The organism is Enterobacter cloacae complex sp. IR53030 (assembly GCF_049238365.1).
GTDB classification, from domain to species: Bacteria; Pseudomonadota; Gammaproteobacteria; order Enterobacterales; family Enterobacteriaceae; genus Enterobacter; species Enterobacter kobei.
Map to the genome: position 1 here is coordinate 81,374 of NZ_JBMKHA010000015.1, position 21,847 is coordinate 103,220.

Consider the following 21,847-nt stretch of genomic DNA (forward strand, 5'->3'; position numbering starts at 1 on the left):
GTCACGATGATAGTGTTCTGATTAAATTGGAGAAATCTTCTTTTATGTCGTGGCTTTCTTCGCGTAACTGCTCAATCTTGCGGCACGCATGCAGGACGGTCGTATGGTCACGGCCACCAAACGCATCGCCGATTTCCGGCAGACTGTGGTTGGTTAACTCCTTTGCCAGCGCCATCGCCATCTGACGCGGACGCGCCACCGAGCGGGAACGACGTTTAGACAGTAAATCTGCCACTTTGATCTTGTAGTACTCGGCCACCGTCTTTTGAATATTGTCGATAGTGACCAGTTTTTCCTGCAATGCCAGCAGATCACGCAGCGCTTCTCGCACAAAATCGATGGTGATCGCACGACCGGTAAAGTTGGCATTGGCGATCACGCGGTTCAGTGCTCCTTCCAGCTCACGCACATTGGAACGAAGACGCTTGGCAATAAAGAACGCCACTTCACCCGGCAGGCGAATGTCGTTCTCATCGGCTTTTTTCATCAGGATCGCGACGCGGGTTTCCAGCTCCGGCGGCTCGATCGCCACGGTCAGGCCCCAGCCGAAGCGGGATTTCAGACGATCTTCAACGCCGTTGATCTCTTTAGGATAACGATCCGAGGTCAGAATGATCTGCTGATTACCTTCCAGCAGGGCGTTGAAGGTGTGGAAAAATTCTTCCTGCGATCGTTCTTTATTGGCAAAGAACTGGATGTCATCGATCAGCAGCGCATCAACGGAGCGGTAGTAGCGTTTAAACTCTTCGATCGCATTGTTTTGCAGGGCTTTTACCATGTCCTGAACGAAGCGCTCGGAGTGCATATACACCACTTTCGCATTCGGCTTGCGGGCCATAATGCCGTTACCCACCGCGTGCAGCAGGTGCGTTTTACCCAGACCCGTGCCGCCATACAGGAACAGCGGGTTGTAGGCGCCTCCGGGGTTATCAGCAACCTGACGAGCCGCCGCGCGCGCCAACTGGTTCGACTTACCTTCAACGAAGTTATCGAACGTGTGCTTCACGTTAACGTTGGAGCGGTAGGTTGGCTCTGCCGGTGCAGGCACGTTATCCCAGCCCTGACGAGCAGGTGCAACGCGAGGGGCTGGCGCAGGAGCGGCCTGAGCTGGCGCTGCGACATTCACGGTTTCACGAACGGTTTGGGTGACGGGCCTGGTGCCCACTTCAAAACGCAGCTGCGGGACATCTGACCCGCAGAAATCGTTCAGCAGGCCATTGATGTTATTAAGGTACTTGTCTCTTACCCAATCGAGCACAAAACGGTTTGGCGCATACAAAGCCAGCGTGTTATCGCTCAGCTCCGCCTGCAACGGGCGGATCCACATACTGAATTCTGTGGCTGGTAACTCATCCTGCAATCGGGCAAGACACTGCTGCCAAAGCGAAAGTGACACGGCGGACTCCACTCGAACAATAAAAGAAAACTATTGAATATTCATGATTGTTGGCGCACATCGACATGACCCTGTGCAAAGGGTGACGTGCGAATTGCTATCTGCAATTTAATCCTGACCAGGATCCTGGGATCCCGATCGGGACCGCGGATCATAGCCTAAACTGAGCCAGAGATCTTCTGTTTCTCACAGATTCTTCCCGATTTATCCACAGGAAGATCCGAAACCGGGTAAGTGTAAACGATCCTGGCGCGAGTGCCTCGCGATTTAGCCCGCATATTGGAAAATTTAATGAGCAACGACAATTTATTGCTTAAATGATCTAACGAAGATCCGGGACGATCCTTGCGCTTTGTTGCCGAGCCCGTATAATCCTCGACCCGGCGCGTGATGCTCATCTTCCTGCGTCGTCCGTTGCTCATTTTCCACGCGAAATCGTGCGGAAATACGCGGGAAATAAGGAAAGAGAATTGACTCCGGAGTGTACAATTATTACAATCCGGCCTCTTTAATCACCCACGCTGAGGCGTTAGTCGTTCGAAACTCGTTCGGGTATACGCAAAAGTCAGTGAATTTATTCAAGTTTAGGTAGAAATCGCCATGAAACGCACTTTTCAACCGTCTGTACTGAAGCGCAACCGTTCTCACGGCTTCCGTGCTCGTATGGCTACTAAAAATGGTCGTCAGGTTCTGGCACGTCGTCGTGCTAAAGGCCGCGCTCGTCTGACCGTTTCCAAGTAATAAAGCTAACCCCTGAGTGGTTAAGCTCGCATTTCCCAGGGAGTTACGTTTGTTAACTCCCACTCATTTCACTTTCGTCTTCCAGCAGCCACAACGGGCTGGCACGCCGCAAATCACCATCCTCGGCCGCCAAAATTCGCTGGGGCATCCCCGCATCGGTCTCACAGTCGCCAAGAAAAACGTTAAGCGCGCGCATGAACGCAATCGGATTAAACGTCTGACGCGTGAAAGCTTCCGTTTACGTCAGCACGAACTGCCTTCTATGGATTTCGTGGTGGTGGCTAAAAAGGGGGTTGCCGACCTCGATAACCGTGCTCTCTCGGAAGCGTTGGAAAAATTATGGCGCCGCCACTGTCGCCTGGCTCACGGGTCCTGATAGCCCTCATTCGGGTCTATCAACGCCTGATTAGTCCGCTACTCGGGCCGCACTGCCGTTTCACACCAACATGCTCAAGCTACGGAATTGAGGCATTGCGCAGGTTTGGAGTGATAAAAGGCAGTTGGTTGACGGTGAAACGCGTATTAAAATGCCACCCTTTACACCCCGGTGGAGACGACCCCGTCCCCCCAGGACCTTTTGATACCAGAGAACACTAACGATGGATTCGCAACGCAATCTTCTTATCATCGCTTTGTTGTTCGTGTCTTTCATGATCTGGCAGGCATGGGAGCAGGATAAAAATCCTCAACCCCAGCAGCAGACCACGCAGACTACGACCACCGCATCGGGTAGCGCCGCCGACCAGGGCGTACCGGCCAGTGGCCAGGGGAAACAGATTACGGTTAAGACCGATGTGCTTGAGCTGACTATCAACACCCGTGGTGGTGATGTTGAGCAGGCGCTGCTGTTGACCTACCCGAAAGAGCTGAAGTCTACCGAACCGTTCCAGTTACTGGAAACCACGCCAGAGTTTATCTACCAGGCGCAGAGCGGCCTGACCGGTCGTGATGGCCCGGATAACCCGGCTAACGGTGCGCGTCCACTGTATAACGTCGAGAGCGACACCTTTGCGCTGGCTGATGGCCAGAACGAACTCGTTATCCCGATGACCTATACCGACGCGGCAGGCAACACGTTCACTAAAACCTTCACCCTGAAACGCGGTGAATATGCGGTAAACGTGGGCTACAGCGTACAGAACACCGGTGCGAAACCGCTGGAACTGTCTACCTTCGGTCAGCTGAAGCAGTCCATCAATCTGCCGTCTCACCGTGACACCGGAAGCAGCAACTTCGCGCTGCACACCTTCCGTGGCGCGGCATACTCCACGCCTGACGCGAAGTATGAGAAATACAAGTTCGACACCATTGCCGATAACGAAAACCTGAACGTCAGTGCTAAAGGCGGTTGGGTGGCAATGCTGCAGCAGTATTTCGCGACTGCATGGGTGCCAAATAACGACGGTACCAATAACTTCTACACCGCGAACCTGGGCAACGGTATTGCAGCCATCGGCTACAAATCTCAGCCAGTTCTGGTTCAGCCGGGTCAAACCGGTAAGCTGGCAAGCACCCTGTGGGTCGGCCCGGAAATCCAGGACAAAATGGCTGCTGTTGCGCCGCACCTGGATCTGACCGTCGATTACGGTTGGTTGTGGTTCATCTCTCAGCCGCTGTTTAAGCTGCTGAAGTTCATCCACAGCTTCCTGGGTAACTGGGGCTTCTCCATCATCGTTATCACCTTTATCGTTCGTGGCATCATGTACCCGCTGACCAAAGCGCAGTACACCTCCATGGCGAAGATGCGTATGCTGCAGCCGAAGATTCAGGCAATGCGTGAGCGTCTGGGCGATGACAAACAGCGTCAGAGCCAGGAAATGATGGCCCTGTATAAAGCAGAGAAAGTGAACCCGCTGGGTGGTTGCTTCCCGCTGCTGATTCAGATGCCAATCTTCCTTGCGCTGTACTACATGCTGATGGGTTCCGTTGAGCTGCGCCATGCGCCGTTCGCCCTGTGGATCCATGACCTGTCCGCACAGGACCCATACTACATCCTGCCGATCCTGATGGGCGTGACGATGTTCTTCATCCAGAAGATGTCGCCGACCACCGTGACCGACCCGATGCAGCAGAAGATTATGACCTTTATGCCGGTCATCTTCACCGTGTTCTTCCTGTGGTTCCCGTCAGGTCTGGTGCTGTACTATATCGTCAGCAACCTGGTGACCATCATCCAGCAGCAGCTGATTTACCGTGGTCTGGAAAAACGTGGCCTGCATAGCCGCGAAAAGAAAAAGTCCTGATCCGATAAGTTAACGCTAAAATAAGGGCGGTCGATTGACCGCCTTTTTTATTTGTATTGAACGAGAGCAACCATGAGCCATAACGACACTATCGTCGCCCAGGCAACCCCACCGGGACGCGGTGGTGTAGGTATTCTGCGCATCTCCGGCCTGAAGGCGCGCGAGGTGGCCGAAGCGGTGCTGGGTAAACTGCCAAAACCGCGCTACGCGGATTACCTGCCATTTAAAGACAGCGACGGTACGCCGCTGGACCAGGGCATTGCGCTGTGGTTCCCCGGCCCGAACTCCTTTACCGGCGAAGACGTGCTGGAGCTGCAGGGCCACGGCGGCCCGGTGATCCTCGACCTGCTGTTAAAACGTATTCTGACCCTGCCGGGCCTGCGAATTGCGAAGCCGGGCGAGTTCTCCGAGCGTGCTTTTCTGAACGATAAGCTTGACCTAGCCCAGGCCGAGGCGATTGCCGACCTGATCGACGCCAGTTCTGAACAGGCGGCTCGCTCCGCCCTGAACTCGCTTCAGGGGGCATTTTCTGCCCGCGTGAATCACCTGGTGGAAGCACTTACTCACCTTCGGATCTACGTGGAAGCAGCTATCGACTTCCCTGACGAGGAGATCGACTTCCTCTCTGACGGAAAAATCGAAGCCCAGCTCAACCAGGTGATGAGCGACCTCGACGCGGTGCGCGCCGAGGCGCGTCAGGGCAGCCTGCTGCGCGAAGGGATGAAGGTGGTCATTGCCGGGCGCCCGAACGCCGGGAAATCGAGCCTGCTGAATGCCCTGGCGGGCCGTGAAGCGGCCATTGTGACCGACATTGCCGGTACCACCCGCGACGTGCTGCGCGAGCATATCCACATCGACGGGATGCCGCTGCACATTATCGATACCGCCGGTCTGCGCGATGCCAGCGATGAAGTTGAGCGTATTGGTATTGAACGCGCCTGGCAGGAGATCGAGCAGGCTGACCGCGTGCTGTTTATGGTGGACGGCACCACCACCGACGCCGTTGACCCGGCTGAGATCTGGCCAGATTTTATCGCCCGCCTGCCGGCTAAGCTGCCGATCACCGTAGTGCGCAACAAAGCGGACGTAACCGGCGAAACGCTGGGTATCAGCGATGTGAATGGTCACTCGCTCATTCGCCTGTCGGCGCGCACCGGTGAGGGCGTGGACGACCTGCGTAACCATCTCAAGCAGAGCATGGGCTTTGACACCAGCATGGAAGGCGGCTTCCTGGCGCGCCGTCGTCACCTGCAGGCGCTGGAAGAGGCGGCCCGTCATCTCGACCAGGGCAAAGCACAGCTGATCGGCGCCTGGGCGGGTGAACTGCTGGCGGAAGAGCTGCGTCTGGCGCAGCAGAATCTGAGTGAGATCACCGGGGAGTTTACCTCGGACGATCTGCTGGGAAGGATTTTCTCGAGCTTCTGTATTGGCAAATGACACTCGCTAATCCATGGTGATTTCCTCCCAGGAAATCACCATTGTCCAAATGGCAACTCGCTTAATCCCTCTTCTCCCCCTATTCTGCTTGCCTGCATCCATAGGGGGGGTTATGGCTCGTTTTCTGTTTTGTAGTTTTGCGCTTGTTCTGCTTTATCCGTCTGGCATTGATATGTATCTGGTGGGATTACCGCACATCGCCCGCGATCTGGGTGCCAGCGAAGCGCAACTGCATATTGCGTTTTCGGCCTACCTCGCGGGGATGGCGTCGTCGATGGTGTTTGCGGGAAAAATTGCGGATAAGGCAGGTCGTCAGCCTGTCGCGATTACCGGTGCGATTGTGTTCGCCCTGGCATCGATACTGTGTTCCGTCGCCCAGGAAAGCAACCTGTTCCTGACAGGACGTTTTATTCAGGGCATTGGAGCGGGTGGCTGCTATGTGGTGGCCTTTGCGATCCTGCGCGATACCTTAAGCGCCCAGCGTCGCGCGAAGGTGCTCTCCATGCTGAACGGCATAACCTGCATCATCCCGGTGCTGGCTCCCGTCGTAGGCTATCTGATCATGCTGAAACTCCCGTGGCAAAGCCTGTTCTGGACCATGGCAGCCATGGGTGCGCTGGTGTTTGTCCTGTCGATTGCCGTGCTGAAAGAGACCCACCCGGGTTCGCAGAATAGCGGTCATACGTCAAGCATTTACCCGGCCGAGAAGCTCATCAACCGCTTTTTCCTTAGTCGCCTGGCCGTCACTACGCTCAGCGTGGCGGTGATCCTGACCTATGTAAACGTTTCACCTGTATTGCTGATGGAGACCATGGGCTTCGATCGCGGTGAGTATTCAACGGTGATGGCCTTAACCGCCATGGTCAGTATGGCCGTCTCCTTCTCCACTCCTTTTGCACTCAATATTTTCAGCCAGCGCATGCTGATGCTGACCTCGCAGGTGCTGTTCCTCGCTGCAGGTCTTATCCTGGCGACGGCAAGCTCACACGCGGTGATGCTGGTGGGCATTACCCTCATTTGCGCCGGATTCTCGGTTGGTTTTGGCGTCGCGATGAGTCAGGCGCTCGGCCCGTTCTCGCTGCGGGCAGGCGTGGCAAGTTCGGTGCTGGGGATCGCGCAGGTCTGCGGTTCATCGCTGTGGATTTGGCTGGCGGCGGTCATCGGACTTAACGCGCTCAATATGCTGATCGGGATTCTGATTGGCTGTAGCATGGTCTGCATCACTTTACTTTTGGTTATCCAGCCTGCGGCAAACTATGAAGAAGCCCATCAGCAATCTCGATCTTAACCTTTTGCTTTGTCTGCAGCTTTTGCTGCAGGAGCGCAGCGTCACCAAAGCCGCAAAGCGGATGAACGTCACGCCGTCAGCGGTAAGTAAATCACTGGGCAAGCTGCGCGACTGGTTCGACGACCCGCTGTTTGTCAAAACGCCGTTAGGGCTACTGCCCACGCCGCTAACGGTCAGCCTGGAGCAGGACCTGGCGGACTGGATGCAAATCGGCAACCAGATCCTCGACAAATTCCATCATGATTCGCCGGGCGGGCTAACGTTCATGCTGGCTGCAGAAACGCCGTTGATGCTGATCCGCTTCAATGACCTGCTGGAACAGGTGAACCAGCGCTATCCGCAGGCAACGGTGAAGATGCGTCACTGGGATTACGATTCGCTGGACGCCATTACGCGCGGGGAAGTGGATGTGGGCTTCACCGGCCGCGAAACGCACCCGCGCTCGCGGGAACTGCTGAAACTGATGCCGTGGTTTATCGACTACGAAATCCTGTTTAGCGACCGTCCGTGCGTCTATCTGCGCGAGGACCATCCGGCACTTCAGGAAGAGTGGGATCTGGAGACCTTCCTGCGCTACCCCCATATCAGCATCTTCTGGGAACGCAGCGACACCTGGGCGCTTGATGAAGTTCTCAAGGAGATGGGACGTGAACGCTCCATCGCCATGAGCCTGCCGGGCTTCGAACAGGCGATGTTTATGGCGGCTCAGCCCGGTCATAACTATATCGCCACCGCTCCGCACTACTGCCATCACTATAATCACCTCCACCAGCGGAAGCTGATCGCGCTTCCCATTCCCATTGACGAAGCGCAGGCTGAAAAGCTGACCGTTCCCTTCACGCTGATCTGGCATAAACGGAACAGCCATAATCCGAAAATCCTCTGGCTACGGGAGACCATCAAGGCCTTATACGGTGCCAACAGTCCGATTTTTGCCTAAGAAAATGTAAAGTTCGGTCCTAAGGCTTCTCTTACGCCCATTTACTGATTAAAACAGGAGGCAAGTTGAGCGATAATCATGTAACCGTTTAACCGAATACGACCATTATCAAGGAGCGAAAAATGGCAACGCACTTTGCAAGAGGGATACTCACAGAAGGACGTCTCGTATCGGCCAGAATCTCTTCCGCCTGTCACAGTGAGGCGCTCAAACTCCCCGAACACCGCAGAACGCGTTTTTTAGCGTCCAGAGCGCTGCTCGCAGAACTGATGTTCATGCTGTATGGCACCAGCGAACTGCCTGAGATCATCACCCAACCCGAAGGCCGCCCGGTCTTTGCCGACCCGGATCTCCCCCGTTTTTCTATTGCCTACACGGGGAATATCATTGGTGTAGCGCTAACCACCGAGGGGGATTGCGGGCTGGATATGGAGCTTCAGCGTGCAACGCGAGGATTCCACGGTGCAAGCCCGCACGATGACTACCCGCTCTCAAGTAATGAAAAACTCTGGGTGCGCAACCAAACCGATCCTGTCGAGGCCAGAGCTCAGCTCATCACCCTGCGCCAGAGCATCCGCAAGCTCTGCGGTTGTGCCTCAGATGACGCCCGTCAGTTGCAGCTGTTGCCAGGCTCCGGACGCCTGCGTGCCGCTCAGGCAACGCTTGTAGAAGCGCTCAGCGATGCAGAAGATGTGTTGATATGGTCCGTTGCCGTCAGCCCCGCCATCGAACGGCTAAAGGTTTGGGCATTTGACAGTAAAGAGGGATGGCGTACTCTTCCGGATGTGCCCGAGCGAGCCAACGAACCCGCCGCACGTCTGATGCGATTAACCAGTTTACCGGCAGAAAAAGCATACATCCTTAGCTGATCCATTCAGGGTCATCATGATGAAACAGGAGTAATCATGTCTGATACGTTGAAAGTTGTTACGTTACTGGGAAGCCTGCGCAAAGGTTCATTTAACGGGATGGTTGCCCGCACGCTGCCACAGCTGGCACCGGCAGGTATGGAGATTAGCGCCCTGCCGTCTATTGGTGACATCCCGCTGTATGATGCAGATGTCCAGCAGGAAGAAGGGTTCCCGCAGAGCGTTGAGGCGCTGGCAGATCAGATCCGCCAGGCCGACGGCGTGGTCATTGTCACCCCGGAGTATAACTACTCGGTTCCGGGTGGCCTGAAGAATGCCATCGACTGGCTGTCCCGTTTACCTGAGCAGCCGCTGGCGGGTAAACCGGTACTCATTCAGACCAGTTCTATGGGTGCCATTGGTGGCGCACGCTGCCAGTACCACCTGCGCCAGATCCTGGTATTCCTGGATGCGATGGTGATGAACAAGCCGGAGTTTATGGGTGGCGTGATTCAGAACAAGGTCGACCCGCAGACGGGTGACGTGGTGGACCAGAGCACGCGTGACCATCTGTCTGGTCAGCTGACGGCGTTTGGGGATTATATTAAGCGGGTTAAAGCCTGATAAAAAAGCCCGGTGGCGCTAGCGCTTACCGGGCCTACACTCTTCAGTAGGTCAGGTAAGCGAAGCGCCACCTGACACCACAAACCGCACCTTAGTGCGCATCGATAAACACAATCTTCAGCACAAACAGCAGCGCAACAACAATCACGCACGGGCTGAGATCGCGGAAGCGGCCGGTACCGATCTTCATCACGCAGTACGAGATAAAGCCCAGCGCGATACCTTCGGTGATCGAGAAGCTGAATGGCATCATCACGGCGGTAATAAACGCCGGCACCGCTTCGGTTAAATCATCCCACTTCACGCGTGACAGGCTGGAGGTCATCAGCACCCCCACGTAAATCAGCGCGCCAGCTGCCGCATACGGAGGAACCATACCCGCCAGCGGAGAGAGGAAGATCACCAGCAGGAACAGAATACCCACCACCACTGCCGTCAGGCCGGTACGACCACCCACGGACACGCCGGAAGAGGATTCAATGTAAGCGGTAACAGACGAGGTGCCGATGAAAGAGCCCGCGACGGAAGAGATGCTATCCACAAACAGCGCCTGCTTCATGCGTGGGAATTTCCCTTTCTCATCCGCCAGACCTGCTTTGTCCGTCACGCCAATCAGCGTACCGGAGGAGTCAAACAGGTTGACCAGCATGAAGGAGAAAATCACACCCGCCAGGCCCAGGTTCAGGGAACCCGCCAGGTCAACGTGACCAATCACGGTTGAAACGCTCGGTGGCGCAGAGACGATACCGTTATAGTGAACGTCGCCCAGCATCCAGCCCAGTAAGGTCGTGACCACGATGGACACCAGCACCGCCGCATGAATATTGCGGGAGGCCAGGATCGCAATGATGAAGAAGCCCAGCACGCCCAGCAGCACGTTATGCGAGGTCAGATGACCAATGCTCACCAGCGTTTCCGGGTTCGCAACGATCACACCGGCGTTTTTCAGCCCCATCATACCGATGAACAGACCAATACCGCTGGTAATACCCACGCGCAGGCTCACCGGAATGTTCGCGATCATCCAGTAACGTACGCGGAAAATGGTCAGCAGCAGCAGACCAATAGCGCCCCAGAAAATTGCGCCCATGCCTACCTGCCACGGCAGCCCCATCGCCTGAACCACCACGAACGCGAAGAAGGCGTTCAGACCCATAGCGGGAGCCAGCGCAACCGGCAGGTTAGCGAACACGCCCATCAGGATGCTGCCAAGCGCCGCAATCAGACAGGTAGTCACAAAGACGGCGCTGGTATCCATGCCAGCAACGCCCAGAATTTGAGGGTTCACAAAAACGATGTAGACCATCGTCAGGAAGGTGGTGAAACCGGCGATCACTTCGGTGCGTGCCGTTGTGCCGTGCTCGCGCAGTTTAAACACGCGCTCAAGCAGACCCTGACCAGATGTCTGGGTAGTGTGTTGTTGACTCATCATCAATTTCCGAACAAGGAGGGAAAATTCGTCGCTATCCTATACCAAAATGCGACAATAGTGGCGGTTACGTGATACTTTTTTCATTGATTTTGCTTATACGGCAACGATTGCGTCCCGGCGAACTGCCGTACGAAAACGTTAAACTTGTTAAAAGGGAAAGGCATGTCCGGAATTGAAGCGGTATTTTTTGACTGCGACGGTACGCTGGTCGACAGTGAGGTCATTTGTTCCCGCGCGTATGTCACCATGTTCCAGGAATTTGGCATTACGCTGGAGCTCGAAGAGGTGTTTAAGCGCTTTAAGGGCGTGAAGCTCTACGAGATTATCGACATCATTAACGAAGAACACGGTGTCTTTCTGGCAAAAGCGGATCTGGAGCCGGTGTATCGCGCCGAGGTTGCACGCCTGTTCGACTCAGAGCTGGAAGTCATAGCAGGCGCAAACACGCTGCTGGATGCGATGACGGTGCCGATCTGCGTGGTCTCTAACGGTCCGGTCAGCAAAATGCAGCACTCGCTCGGCAAGCTTGAAATGTTGCACCATTTCCCGGAAAAACTGTTCAGCGGCTACGATATCCAGCGCTGGAAGCCCGACCCGGCGCTGATGTTCCATGCGGCGAAAGCGATGAACGTCAACGTCGAGAACTGCATTCTGGTGGATGACTCGTCTGCGGGTGCGCAGTCCGGCATTGATGCAGGGATGGAGGTGTTTTACTTCTGTGCCGATCCGCACAACAAGCCGATCGTTCATCCAAACGTGACGACCTTTACCGATCTGGCGCAGTTGCCGGAGCTGTGGAAAGCGCGCGGGTGGGATATTACTCGGTAGTGTTTCCCCTCTCCCAAAGGGAGAGGGAGAAAACCAGTTAGAGCGTAGGGCGGGTAAGCGCTAGCGCCATCCGCCACAAAAATCACTCTTTCGGGTCTTTACCCGCCAGCAGCTTGTCCAGCTCGTCGCCGCCGACGTGACGGAAGTCCTGACCCTTCACGAAGTAGAAAATGTATTCGCAAATGTTCTGGCAGCGGTCGCCGATACGCTCGATGGAGCGCGCGCAGAACAGGGCGGTCAGCACGCTTGGGATGGTACGGGAGTCTTCCATCATGTAGGTCATCAGCTGACGCACAATGCCTTCATACTCCTGGTCGACCTTCTTGTCTTCCCGGTAGATACGCACCGCTTCGTCCAGATCCATACGCGCAAAAGCATCCAGCACGTCGTGCAGCATCTGCACGGTGTGCCGACCCAGTGACTCCAGGCTCACCAGCAGCGGCTGGTGCTGCTGAGAGAATTTCTCCAGCGCGGTGCGGCAGATTTTGTCGGCCACGTCACCAATACGCTCCAGCTCGGCGATGGTTTTGATGATGGCCATCACCAGACGCAGATCGCTCGCCGTCGGCTGACGTTTCGCGATAATGCGCACGCACGCTTCGTCGATGGCGACTTCCATCATGTTGACGTTCTTGTCGCCTTCAATGACGCGCTTCGCCAGCTCGCTGTCCTGGTTGTGCATCGCCGTAATCGCATCGGAAAGCTGCTGTTCAACCATGCCACCCATGGTCATCACCTGCGTGCGAATACTCTCCAGCTCTGCGTTGAACTGGCCGGAAATGTGTTTGTTAAGATTGAGGTTGTCCATGATTCACTCCAAATCAACCGTAGCGGCCAGTAATGTAATCTTCGGTTTGTTTCTTCGCCGGTCTGGTGAACAGCGCGTCCGTATCGCTGAACTCGATCAGCTCGCCCAGGTACATAAACGCGGTGTGATCGGAGCAACGCGCAGCCTGCTGCATGTTGTGGGTCACGATAACCACGGTGTAATCCTGCTTCAGCTCGGTGATCAGCTCTTCAATACGGCCAGTTGAGATCGGGTCCAGCGCTGAACACGGCTCATCAAGCAGCAACACTTCCGGGCGAATAGCAATACCGCGCGCAATGCACAGACGCTGCTGCTGACCACCGGACAGAGAGTACCCGCTCTGGTGAAGTTTATCTTTGGTTTCGTTCCATAATGCGGCCTTGGTCAACGCCCACTGCACGCGCTCGTCCATATCGGCACGGGAAAGCTTTTCAAACAGACGAACGCCAAAGGCGATGTTGTCATAAATGGACATCGGGAACGGCGTCGGTTTCTGGAACACCATCCCCACTTTGGCGCGCAGCAGGGCGATATCCTGCGCCTGGGTCAGAATGTTTTCACCGTCCAGGATGATTTCACCTTCAGCACGCTGCTCCGGATAGAGCGAATACATTTTGTTAAAGGTACGCAGCAGCGTGGATTTACCACAGCCAGACGGACCGATAAATGCCGTGACCTGGTTCTTCGCGATATCCAGGTTGATGTTCTTCAGGGCATGGAATTTGCCGTAGTAGAAGTTCAAATCACGAACCTGAATCTTACCCGGGGCAGTATCAACCATACTCATTGACTCTTTTCCTCATTCGGCGCCGCGAGCTGCCGCGCCGTAAAAAATTAACCGTGTTTCTTCTTCGCGAAAATGACGCGCGCCAGAATGTTCAGCAACAGTACGCAAAGGGTGATGATCAGCACCCCGGCCCAGGCCAGCTGCTGCCATTCCGCGAATGGGCTCATCGCAAATTTAAAGATCGTCACCGGCAGGTTGGCGATCGGCTGCATCATGTCCGTGCTCCAGAACTGGTTGGAGAGGGCAGTAAACAGCAGCGGAGCCGTTTCACCGGCAATACGGGCGATAGCCAGCAGAATCCCGGTCATGATCCCGGAGACCGACGCTTTCAGCGTAATCGCAGAGATCATTTTCCACTTCGGCGTACCCAGCGCATAAGCCGCTTCACGCAGGCTGTCCGGCACCAGTTTCAGCATGTTCTCGGTGGTACGAATCACAATAGGCACCTGCAGCAGCGCCAGCGCAATCACACCCGCCCAGCCGGAGAAGTGTTCCATTTGCGCAACCACGATGGTGTAAACAAACAGACCCACGACAATCGACGGAGCAGAAAGCAGGATGTCATTAATGAAGCGAATCACCTCAGCCAGCCAGGATTTACGCCCGTACTCTGCCAGGTAGATACCCGCCATAATGCCCAGCGGCGTACCGAACACGGTCGCCCACAGGATCAGTAATCCACTCCCCGCCAGGGCGTTCGCCAGACCACCACCCGCCGTGTTTGGCGGCGGCGTCATTTCGGTGAACAGCGCCAGCGACATGCCATCAATACCACGGGTGATGGTGGACATCAGGATCCAGATCAGCCAGAACAGGCCGAACGCCATCGTCGCCATGGAAAGCGTTAGCGCAATGCGGTTTTTAAAACGACGCTTTGCCTGCATTTTGCGGCGGGATTCCGCCAGCTGAGCGGTGCTTTGCATTTCGAGAGTCGCCATCAGCGTGCCCCCTCATTTTTCGCGAGACGCAGGATCATCAGCTTGGAAATCGCCAGAACAATGAAGGTGATAACGAACAGAATCAGACCCAGTTCCATCAGCGCCGCGACGTGCAGCCCGGATTCCGCTTCGGCAAACTCGTTCGCCAGTGCTGAGGTAATACTGTTACCCGGCATATACAGAGAGACGCTGTCGAGCTGGTAGGTGTTACCGATGATAAAGGTGACCGCCATGGTTTCACCCAACGCACGGCCTAATCCCAGCATGACGCCGCCGATCACCCCATTTTTGGTGAACGGAAGGACAATGCGCCAGATGACTTCCCAGGTGGTGCAGCCGATGCCGTAGGCCGACTCTTTCATCATCACCGGCGTTTGTTCAAAGACATCGCGCATAACCGCCGCAATGTACGGAATAATCATGATGGCGAGGATCACCCCTGCCGCAAGAATACCAATACCGAATGCCGGGCCAGAGAAGAGGGCGCCAACAAACGGAATGGCAGAAAGAACATTTCCCACCGGCTCCTGGAAGTATGTGGCAAACAGCGGCGCAAAGATAAACAGGCCCCACATGCCGTACACAATACTTGGAATGGCCGCCAGCAATTCAATGGCGATGCCCAGCGGACGACGCAGCCAGCCTGGCGCCAGCTCCGTCAGGAACAGGGCAATACCGAAGCTTACTGGAACCGCAATCAGCAGAGCGATGAACGAGGTCACCAGCGTGCCGTAAATGGGCACCAGCGCACCGTAAACGTCGTTCGGCGCATCCCACTCTTTGGTCCACAGGAAGGAGAAACCGAATTTCTGAATGCTCGGCCAGGAGGAGAAAATCAGAGACACGATAATGCCGCCCAGCAGCAATAGCACAATCAGCGCAGCCAGTTTGACCAGCGCGCTGAAAATCATGTCACCTTTTTTACCCGGAGGGTTAAATGCAGGCTTGGTTGCAGCCATAAATCACTCTTCTGTTAAACGCGTTTACGAAATCGGCGGGTAAGCGCAAGCGCCACCCGCCATTTTCGTCAGAATGCTAAATTAATACAATGCTTTACCGCTGCTGTCTTTCACGTTGGTTTTCCATGCAGCACGAATCTGCTCAACCACGCTGTCTGGCAGGCTGGCGTAGTCCAGGTCGTTAGCCTGTTTAGCGCCGTTTTTGTATGCCCAGTCGAAGAACTTCAGCACTTCAGCGCCCTGCTCAGGTTTCTTCTGCTCTTTGTGAACCAGGATGAAGGTGGTGGAGGTGATTGGCCACGCACCTTCGCCTTTCTGGTTCGTCAGATCCTGCGCGAAGGATTTGCTCCAGTCAGCGCCTTTTGCAGCGTTAGCAAAGTTCTCTTCGGTCGGGCTTACTGGTTTGCCATCAGCAGACACCAGTTTGGTGTAGGACAGGTTGTTCTGCTTCGCGTACGCGTATTCTACGTAGCCAATTGAGCCAGGCAGACGCTGTACGAACGCAGCGATACCGTCGTTACCTTTACCGCCCAGACCAGTTGGCCAGTTAACGGTAGAGCCGGAACCGACTTTCGATTTCCACTCTTCGTTCACTTTTGCCAGGTAGCTGGTGAAGACGAAGGAAGTACCAGAACCATCCGCGCGGCGAACCACGGCGATGTTCTGAGCAGGCAGCTTCAGGCCCGGGTTGAGCTTAGCGATCGCTTCGTCATCCCATTTTTTGATTTTACCCAGGTAGATGTCGCCCAGGGTTTTGCCGTCCAGCACCAGCTCACCAGACTTCACGCCCGGCAAGTTGATAGCCAGAACCACACCACCGATCACGGTCGGGAACTGGAACAGGCCTTCCTGATTCAGTTTATCGTCAGACAACGGCGCGTCTGATGCACCGAAATCAACGGTGTTAGCGGTAATTTGTTTTACGCCACCGGAGGAGCCGATACCCTGATAGTTAACCTTATTACCGGTTTCTTTCTGGTAGGTATCCGCCCATTTGGCATACACCGGCGCAGGGAAGGTTGCACCAGCGCCAGTCAGGCTTGCTTCTGCAAATACAGAGAACGCGCTCAGAGATAAGGTCGCGGCGACAACAGTTGCGACAGTGGTACGCATAACTTTCATAATGTCTCCTGCAAGGATTTCGTAAATCATTGTTTAAGTGGCTACGATGAGCAAAATAGGACAAACAGGTGACAGATAAATGTACGAAATATGACAGTTTTATGACAAACACAAAGGAAGGTGTAACCACATGAAAAATATAGCACTTAATTCATCAGGCATTCATTTTTTTGTCATTTTTATTTTAAAGATCGCCGTTTTGTCCGTGAAATATGACAACGGCTGTCATAAACAGCCGTTAAAGGATTAGTGTCCGATTTCAATCGTCAGGGTAGCCGTACCGTTGAACGGACCGGGCGCGGGTCTGGACCCGGTTGCGCTAGCCGGAGCGCTTGAAAACGTGAGTGTCCCCAGCGTCTCGCCTTCCAGAGTCACGGGCATTTTCGTCGTTTCCGCCTCAAGTTCACCGCCGTTTACATTAATTTCCCTGTTATGTTTATCGTAAATCTTAATACCCACGTCAGGATTATCGGTGGCTACCATCGTACTGTCGGCTGTCGCGGCAGAGGCGTGGAAGGTTGCACCCAGCGTGTCGGTAAACATCATATTTGAACATTTGATATTGACCTGCCGGGTAATCTTGCGTGAAGACACCGCCTGGCCCCGGTTTGCTGAGAATTCCGATGCCAGAATAGACTTGAAATCAATCATTATCGCCTGGCCTTCATCTATCTCGCAGGTTTGCGGTACCGTGACCGATCCCTGCACAATCACATCCGAAATGATTTCGCTCGAGACGGTACGGGGATCGATAGTGGCATAGATATTTGCCATGACCATCGACGGTATGGTGATCGTGCCGGTAAATTGTTTTTTGACATACAAATAAATAAAGCCCGACCCGCCGCTGTAAAACGTGGTTTGCGAACTGACGCCATTATGACACCGGTACGTTCCCCCAATGTCATTTGGCAGGTGATCGAAGGGAACGGTGGTGTAGCCAACGCCAAGAATGTAGATTTGCAAACCGATATCAAGATACTTATTGAGATAATAATAGGAGATATTGTTTCTGCTAGTGGTGGGCTGCAGGGCTGGATTAACCACGCTGGTGATGTAAGCATGATCGTAACTTTCATTTTTCCCCGTCTGGCAGTAGCACGTTCCCTTAAACGAAGTCGTAGAGTTATTCATATCGATCATATGCTGCATGCCAACCAGGTTATCAAGCGTCGTTAATTCTTCCGCGACAGTGAAATAGTTATGGTATTTGCCGTTGTCTGGTACGCAGTATCCGGTAGGCGCCGCCTGTAAAAAAAAAGCGGCAAAAAAGAGAGTAAAAAGCCAGAATTGGGGTTTCATTCTTATCCTTTATCGACAAATGACAGGCAGTTGCACAAGCCCGGAATCAGGTTTCTGATGGATGTGATAATCAGCCAGACAGGCCTTGCCGCTGCTGAGCGTCAGCGAAAATTGCCCCGATTCGGGCATCCCGGCGAGATAGAGTTCACCTTTGTCACCGACAATTCCCGTTGCGCTTCCCACATCAAGCGCAGCGGTACCCACCGCACCAAACGGTGCAGGCTTGCCGTTCGCAAGTGAAACGCTAAACAGCACCCGATAGCCGATGTGCGTAACAAACTCGGCTTTCACCACCGCGCCACGCGTAGGCACCAGGTTTTGCACGCTGCGTTCCAGCTCAACGTTGCCTGAAACAAAATCCTTATTCTGAAGCGCAATACGGTTTTCATCGTAGGGTGAAAGCTGCGTCTTCACGGTGTAGCCGCGCCAGTCGGTGGCAACGCCGCTGGCGTTATCTACCGATAACCCTGCCGCACCAGGCGCTTTGATCAGCGCCACCGTTTCGCCCATCTCCTGCGAGAAGGTGATGCCTTCGTCGTGGATCAACACGCCGCCGCTGACGCCGTAGTTCAGGCTCTGGCTTTCGTCGCTCCAGGCATAATTCGTCTTTAGCGAGCCGTAGGACGCATCCCAGACCAGTCCCGCATTTCCCGCCGAGGTGCCGCGGTTTTCATACACGGACTGCTGTATGTTCCAGCTCAGATTGTTATCGTCGAGCAGATTGCCGTTCAACCCAATCTGGTGGGAAGGTGTGCCATGGTTACTGTGGGCGTAGTTGTAGTTGACGTAGCTGTTGGGTAACCAGGCCGAAAGCGGCAGAGACAGCGACAGCATAACGAGATGCTCGCTTTCATCTTCTTGTTGCCACTCTCCCATGCTGTCAGACACCGTATCGGTATAGTTCCACGACAGGTTCCACGCGACCTGCTTCCAGCTGTTGCTGTAGCCTATCTGTATCAGGCGCTGCACATCGTCCGTACGCCAGAATTGCTCCCGGCTCAGCGTAAGATAGACATTACCGTACCCCTCGGAAAACGGTTGGGTCCAGGTGCCTTCTACCCGGCTGCGGCGGTTGCCCGTATGCCAGAAGTTCTCGCTATCGCCCGAGCGCGATGCCCATTCGCCCAGGGTGTAAAACCCTTCCGTTGAATAGCGATAACCTACAATACGCAGGCTGGTATTGCTGACGTCGAACGTTTTTGAGTACAGAAAACGCCAGGATTGCCCCTGCTCGTCATCGTCCGTAAAGTGCGATTGGGCATGGGTGATATCCATCGAAATAGCGCCGATATTGCCGAGATCTTTACCAATGCCGGCGGCAAACGCGCGGTAATCGTCTGCCAGCTGCGTACCACCATACAGCGTCATTCCCCACGCCATTCCGTGCAATACCTGTGCCTGCATCACCTCTGGCATAAACCGATCGTTATCACGACGCTCGCCGATGCTGATGTCCACATCCGTTTGCCCCTCCCGACGCAAAATTGCCAGAGATGCGTAAGGCTGAACAAAATGCTGCTCGCTGCCGTCTTCCTCTTTGATGGTGACGTCCAGATCTCCGCCGCTTGAGGTGGTGTTGAGATCGGTCAACGCAAACGGCCCCTGCGGCACGGCCGACTGATAAATCATGTAGCCGTTCTGGCGGATGGTGACCACGGCGTTGGTTTTCGCCACGCCGCGCACCACCGGCGCAAAACCGTTCTGGCTATCGGGGAGCATGTCGCTGTCGGTGTACAGACGCACGCCGCGCACCTGTGAACTGTCGAAGAGATCGCTCGCGGTCCACGTATCACCCGCCATGGCCTGGCTGCGCAGGCTGGCAATATCATGCTGTAAGTACGTGCTCAGCGAACGAACGTTACCGCGGCTGTTGACCGCATTTACGGCGCTATAGTTACGCAGACGCCATCCGCCAATGTTCAGCCCGCTGCGTAAATTCAGGTAGTAAAGATCGTCACTGTCATAGTCTGACTTCAGCGTCTGGGTCGTGGAGAAATCGTAGTTCAGCATCAAAGCGTCAATACCCTGATCCCAGCGCGAGGGCGAAATGGCGTCACGCGCCGTGGCGTCCAGATAGACCTGAGGGATCGACGCCTTCAGCGCAAGCTTTTCGCTGTCCAGCGTCCATTTCGCGCCAGGCAGCACCGGCACCGGTTCACAACCTTCAGCATTCACCGTATCCAGCGCTTTAATCGCGTTCACTTTCAGGCCAAACATCGCCAGCGTGTTTTTTACATCCACAAAACAAGGCGCCAACGCACTCTCCGGATCGTGGCGGAAAAAACGCACCGCCCTGCGCGCAATGAATCGATCGTTCACATAGATATCAACCTGATATTCTCCTTCAGGCAGGTTATCCGGGCGATTGAACTGGCTGATATCGACCTCAATTGGCCGATCAAGCTCCAGCAGACGCACGTTAAAGAGTGGTCGTGTGGCACTGACGAGAAGCGGATAGCTTCCTCCCAGCCACAGCAGGGATAAAATCAAAGAGTGAAAACGTTTCAATACAAGCAACCCCGCCGCGGTTAAAGAGGTTGCTGAATAGCGTCGCTAATCGCGCCGTAATCATTAATACTGTGTCAGGTGAGCATTTTGCTCACGCCAGCAGGCAGCGCCAGCCGACGTGTCTCAAACGGCATTATCATCGCCAGGTCGAGCGGCTTGCCATCAATAGCCACGTCGATCACATTGACGTGAATGGCCGTCGGGTTGGTGACCACCAGCATGCTGCCCTGCCGTTGCCATTTCACTTTCAGAGCGGCTGTTTCAGGCGTTTCCTTAACACCCGCCGGACGCCAGAAGAGTTTAATGCGCGTTTTGATGGCAATTTCCAGCTTGCTGCTTTCTTCGGTTGTCGACGGGGGAATATTTTTAATATTCAGCCAAAACACGGACTCCCTGTCAGACGGTAATTCGCCCTGAGTTTTAATGATACGCAGGACACGCTCCTGGCCGGGCTCCAGCCGGGAGACGGGAGGAATAACCGTAAAGGGCGGCTGGTGCTTATCCGCATTGTTAAAAGGCTCAACCCACGCCTGAAGAAGGTAAGGCAGTGCCGTATCTTTATTTAAGACAGAGAGGGTGGTATCTGCTTTATTTCCAGGGAAGATAACGCGGGTGCCACCAATAACAATCCCGGCACTTGACGTCCCGGTAGCGAATGAGAAAAGAAGAGCAACAAATAAAATTATAAAACGCCTGCGCATATTATATCCTGTAACAGGCCTGGATAATTTCCGATAAAAGGGCGCAACAAACCCAACCTCACCAGGCCTGATTATTTTTTTACAGAAAGAGATTGAAGGAATTAATTACTGTATGTAATCGTAAATTCCGAATCCGCATTGGCAGTGCCCGCCGTTACGGTTGCAGACGTGGCGATATAGCGAGCCATAAATGGTAACGACGCCTTGCCGGAGGAAATAGTGGCAGGCGTAGACTGATTGTAAAGCTTAAGCAGACTGTTATCGGCGCGGTTATAAATTGCAATCGCAACGCCACTCGCCCCGCCAGAAGACAGCTTCAGGTACCCGTCACCGTCTTCGGTGCCGTCAAAACGGGCGCTGGCTTTTTTGTAGGTATCCGGGCAGTTCAGCAGATCGATCTGGAATGCCTGAACCGACGCCATTGACCCCACGCCGGTAAACGTTGATTTATTCACTTTGCCTAAATCAACGGTCTGGTCTTTAGTACCGGTAGACACCTCACAGGTACTATCGATAATTTCGCCCGTGAAATGGACAGTACCATTGCCATTGGCCGCATGTGTCTGCGCACCGAAAAATAAAGAGGAAAGCACAACAATGCTCTTTAACGTATTTCCTTTCATTACAACACCATCCTGAATTATACATTGCAAAATACTATTTCCCTGATAAATACTTCAGGGCATACAAGCGAAGAGCATTAAACTCTTTAAAATAAAAAATAACAAGAAGAAATATTATTCTATTATTCTCGCCTGCCGAATATGGAATAGTTCAGGATGAAATGAGGTCTTAATATAATATTATATTTAAAAAAACAGGATTAATTCTACCAGGGTTTATATATCTCTATTATTCCAGAATTATATTTTCAGAGTAAATTTATATTTACCGATCAAAAAATAGCCCCACAATCATAGATTTATGGGGCTATTTCACTTCAAT

The 21,847-nt window shown here is 54.2% G+C and carries 21 protein-coding genes and 1 pseudogene; 11 read left to right on the forward strand and 11 right to left on the reverse strand.

Annotated elements, in window-relative coordinates; genetic code table 11:
• Nucleotide 1 precedes the first annotated feature (1 nt).
• A complete protein-coding gene (gene dnaA / locus ACOTXR_RS15995; RefSeq protein ID WP_014881902.1) occupies nt 2-1,396 on the reverse strand; it encodes a chromosomal replication initiator protein DnaA in 1,395 nt (464 codons plus the stop codon).
• 321 nt (nt 1,397-1,717) lie between these two features.
• On the opposite strand from dnaA, the pseudogene ACOTXR_RS16000 reads away from it, so the two are divergent.
• From ACOTXR_RS16000 to ACOTXR_RS16045, 10 genes and pseudogenes are all read left to right on the forward strand, one after another.
• Nucleotides 1,718-1,768: pseudogene (locus ACOTXR_RS16000) on the forward strand (hypothetical protein); the annotation flags it as partial.
• A 228-nt stretch (nt 1,769-1,996) separates the two neighbouring features.
• Complete coding sequence (gene rpmH / locus ACOTXR_RS16005) at nt 1,997-2,137, forward strand: 50S ribosomal protein L34 (protein ID WP_000831330.1); 141 nt, start codon at nt 1,997-1,999, stop codon at nt 2,135-2,137.
• 16 nt (nt 2,138-2,153) lie between these two features.
• Nucleotides 2,154-2,513, forward strand: coding sequence for a ribonuclease P protein component (gene rnpA, locus ACOTXR_RS16010; RefSeq protein WP_014072458.1), 360 nt, complete (start codon nt 2,154-2,156; stop codon nt 2,511-2,513).
• Nucleotides 2,477-2,734: a membrane protein insertion efficiency factor YidD gene (gene yidD / locus ACOTXR_RS16015; protein WP_001307474.1), complete on the forward strand. Its 258-nt coding sequence runs from the start codon at nt 2,477-2,479 to the stop codon at nt 2,732-2,734. Before rnpA ends, yidD begins: the two co-directional genes overlap by 37 nt.
• 2 nt (nt 2,735-2,736) lie before the next feature.
• The gene (gene yidC / locus ACOTXR_RS16020; RefSeq protein WP_058690207.1) at nt 2,737-4,380 is read left to right on the forward strand and encodes a membrane protein insertase YidC; all 1,644 of its coding nucleotides are present in this window, start codon (nt 2,737-2,739) and stop codon (nt 4,378-4,380) included.
• Between the two features lie 72 nt (nt 4,381-4,452).
• A complete protein-coding gene (gene mnmE / locus ACOTXR_RS16025; protein ID WP_014881900.1) occupies nt 4,453-5,817 on the forward strand; it encodes a tRNA uridine-5-carboxymethylaminomethyl(34) synthesis GTPase MnmE in 1,365 nt (454 codons plus the stop codon).
• A 112-nt stretch (nt 5,818-5,929) separates the two neighbouring features.
• Nucleotides 5,930-7,105 (forward strand): MFS transporter, encoded by a 1,176-nt coding sequence (locus ACOTXR_RS16030; protein ID WP_058690206.1) that lies wholly within the window; start codon nt 5,930-5,932, stop codon nt 7,103-7,105.
• On the forward strand, nt 7,074-8,045 hold the full coding sequence (gene yidZ / locus ACOTXR_RS16035; protein WP_058690205.1) for an HTH-type transcriptional regulator YidZ: 972 nt from the start codon (nt 7,074-7,076) through the stop codon (nt 8,043-8,045). Before ACOTXR_RS16030 ends, yidZ begins: the two co-directional genes overlap by 32 nt.
• A gap of 122 nt (nt 8,046-8,167) precedes the next feature.
• Nucleotides 8,168-8,914, forward strand: coding sequence for a 4'-phosphopantetheinyl transferase family protein (locus ACOTXR_RS16040; protein ID WP_014881897.1), 747 nt, complete (start codon nt 8,168-8,170; stop codon nt 8,912-8,914).
• 36 nt (nt 8,915-8,950) lie between these two features.
• The gene (locus ACOTXR_RS16045; protein WP_014881896.1) at nt 8,951-9,517 is read left to right on the forward strand and encodes an NADPH-dependent FMN reductase; all 567 of its coding nucleotides are present in this window, start codon (nt 8,951-8,953) and stop codon (nt 9,515-9,517) included.
• A gap of 91 nt (nt 9,518-9,608) precedes the next feature.
• On the opposite strand, the gene adeP is transcribed toward ACOTXR_RS16045, so the two are convergent.
• Nucleotides 9,609-10,946, reverse strand: a complete 1,338-nt coding sequence (adeP, locus tag ACOTXR_RS16050; protein WP_137675653.1) for an adenine permease AdeP — start codon at nt 10,944-10,946, stop codon at nt 9,609-9,611.
• 165 nt (nt 10,947-11,111) lie between these two features.
• Between adeP and yieH the strand changes: the two genes are divergently transcribed.
• A complete protein-coding gene (gene yieH, locus ACOTXR_RS16055) occupies nt 11,112-11,777 on the forward strand; it encodes a 6-phosphogluconate phosphatase (protein ID WP_045134502.1) in 666 nt (221 codons plus the stop codon).
• 82 nt (nt 11,778-11,859) lie between these two features.
• Here the strand turns inward: yieH and phoU are convergent, their stop codons facing one another.
• From phoU to ACOTXR_RS16100, 9 genes are all read right to left on the reverse strand, one after another.
• A complete protein-coding gene (gene phoU / locus ACOTXR_RS16060) occupies nt 11,860-12,585 on the reverse strand; it encodes a phosphate signaling complex protein PhoU (RefSeq protein ID WP_008500182.1) in 726 nt (241 codons plus the stop codon).
• 13 nt (nt 12,586-12,598) lie between these two features.
• Nucleotides 12,599-13,372, reverse strand: a complete 774-nt coding sequence (pstB, locus tag ACOTXR_RS16065) for a phosphate ABC transporter ATP-binding protein PstB (protein ID WP_010426574.1) — start codon at nt 13,370-13,372, stop codon at nt 12,599-12,601.
• Between the two features lie 47 nt (nt 13,373-13,419).
• The gene (pstA, locus tag ACOTXR_RS16070; RefSeq protein WP_014881893.1) at nt 13,420-14,310 is read right to left on the reverse strand and encodes a phosphate ABC transporter permease PstA; all 891 of its coding nucleotides are present in this window, start codon (nt 14,308-14,310) and stop codon (nt 13,420-13,422) included.
• Nucleotides 14,310-15,269: a phosphate ABC transporter permease PstC gene (gene pstC, locus ACOTXR_RS16075; RefSeq protein WP_014881892.1), complete on the reverse strand. Its 960-nt coding sequence runs from the start codon at nt 15,267-15,269 to the stop codon at nt 14,310-14,312. The genes pstA and pstC overlap by 1 nt, the downstream gene beginning before the upstream one ends.
• Nucleotides 15,270-15,350: 81 nt before the next feature.
• Complete coding sequence (pstS, locus tag ACOTXR_RS16080) at nt 15,351-16,391, reverse strand: phosphate ABC transporter substrate-binding protein PstS (protein ID WP_014881891.1); 1,041 nt, start codon at nt 16,389-16,391, stop codon at nt 15,351-15,353.
• A gap of 246 nt (nt 16,392-16,637) precedes the next feature.
• Nucleotides 16,638-17,693 (reverse strand): fimbrial protein, encoded by a 1,056-nt coding sequence (locus ACOTXR_RS16085; RefSeq protein ID WP_222834729.1) that lies wholly within the window; start codon nt 17,691-17,693, stop codon nt 16,638-16,640.
• A gap of 9 nt (nt 17,694-17,702) precedes the next feature.
• A complete protein-coding gene (locus ACOTXR_RS16090) occupies nt 17,703-20,180 on the reverse strand; it encodes a fimbria/pilus outer membrane usher protein (protein WP_373371635.1) in 2,478 nt (825 codons plus the stop codon).
• A 95-nt stretch (nt 20,181-20,275) separates the two neighbouring features.
• Nucleotides 20,276-20,902: a fimbria/pilus periplasmic chaperone gene (locus tag ACOTXR_RS16095; protein ID WP_058690202.1), complete on the reverse strand. Its 627-nt coding sequence runs from the start codon at nt 20,900-20,902 to the stop codon at nt 20,276-20,278.
• A 101-nt stretch (nt 20,903-21,003) separates the two neighbouring features.
• Nucleotides 21,004-21,525 carry a fimbrial protein gene (locus ACOTXR_RS16100; protein WP_014881887.1) on the reverse strand — a complete coding sequence of 174 codons (522 nt, stop codon included), beginning with the start codon at nt 21,523-21,525 and terminating at the stop codon, nt 21,004-21,006.
• Nucleotides 21,526-21,847: the final 322 nt, after the last annotated feature.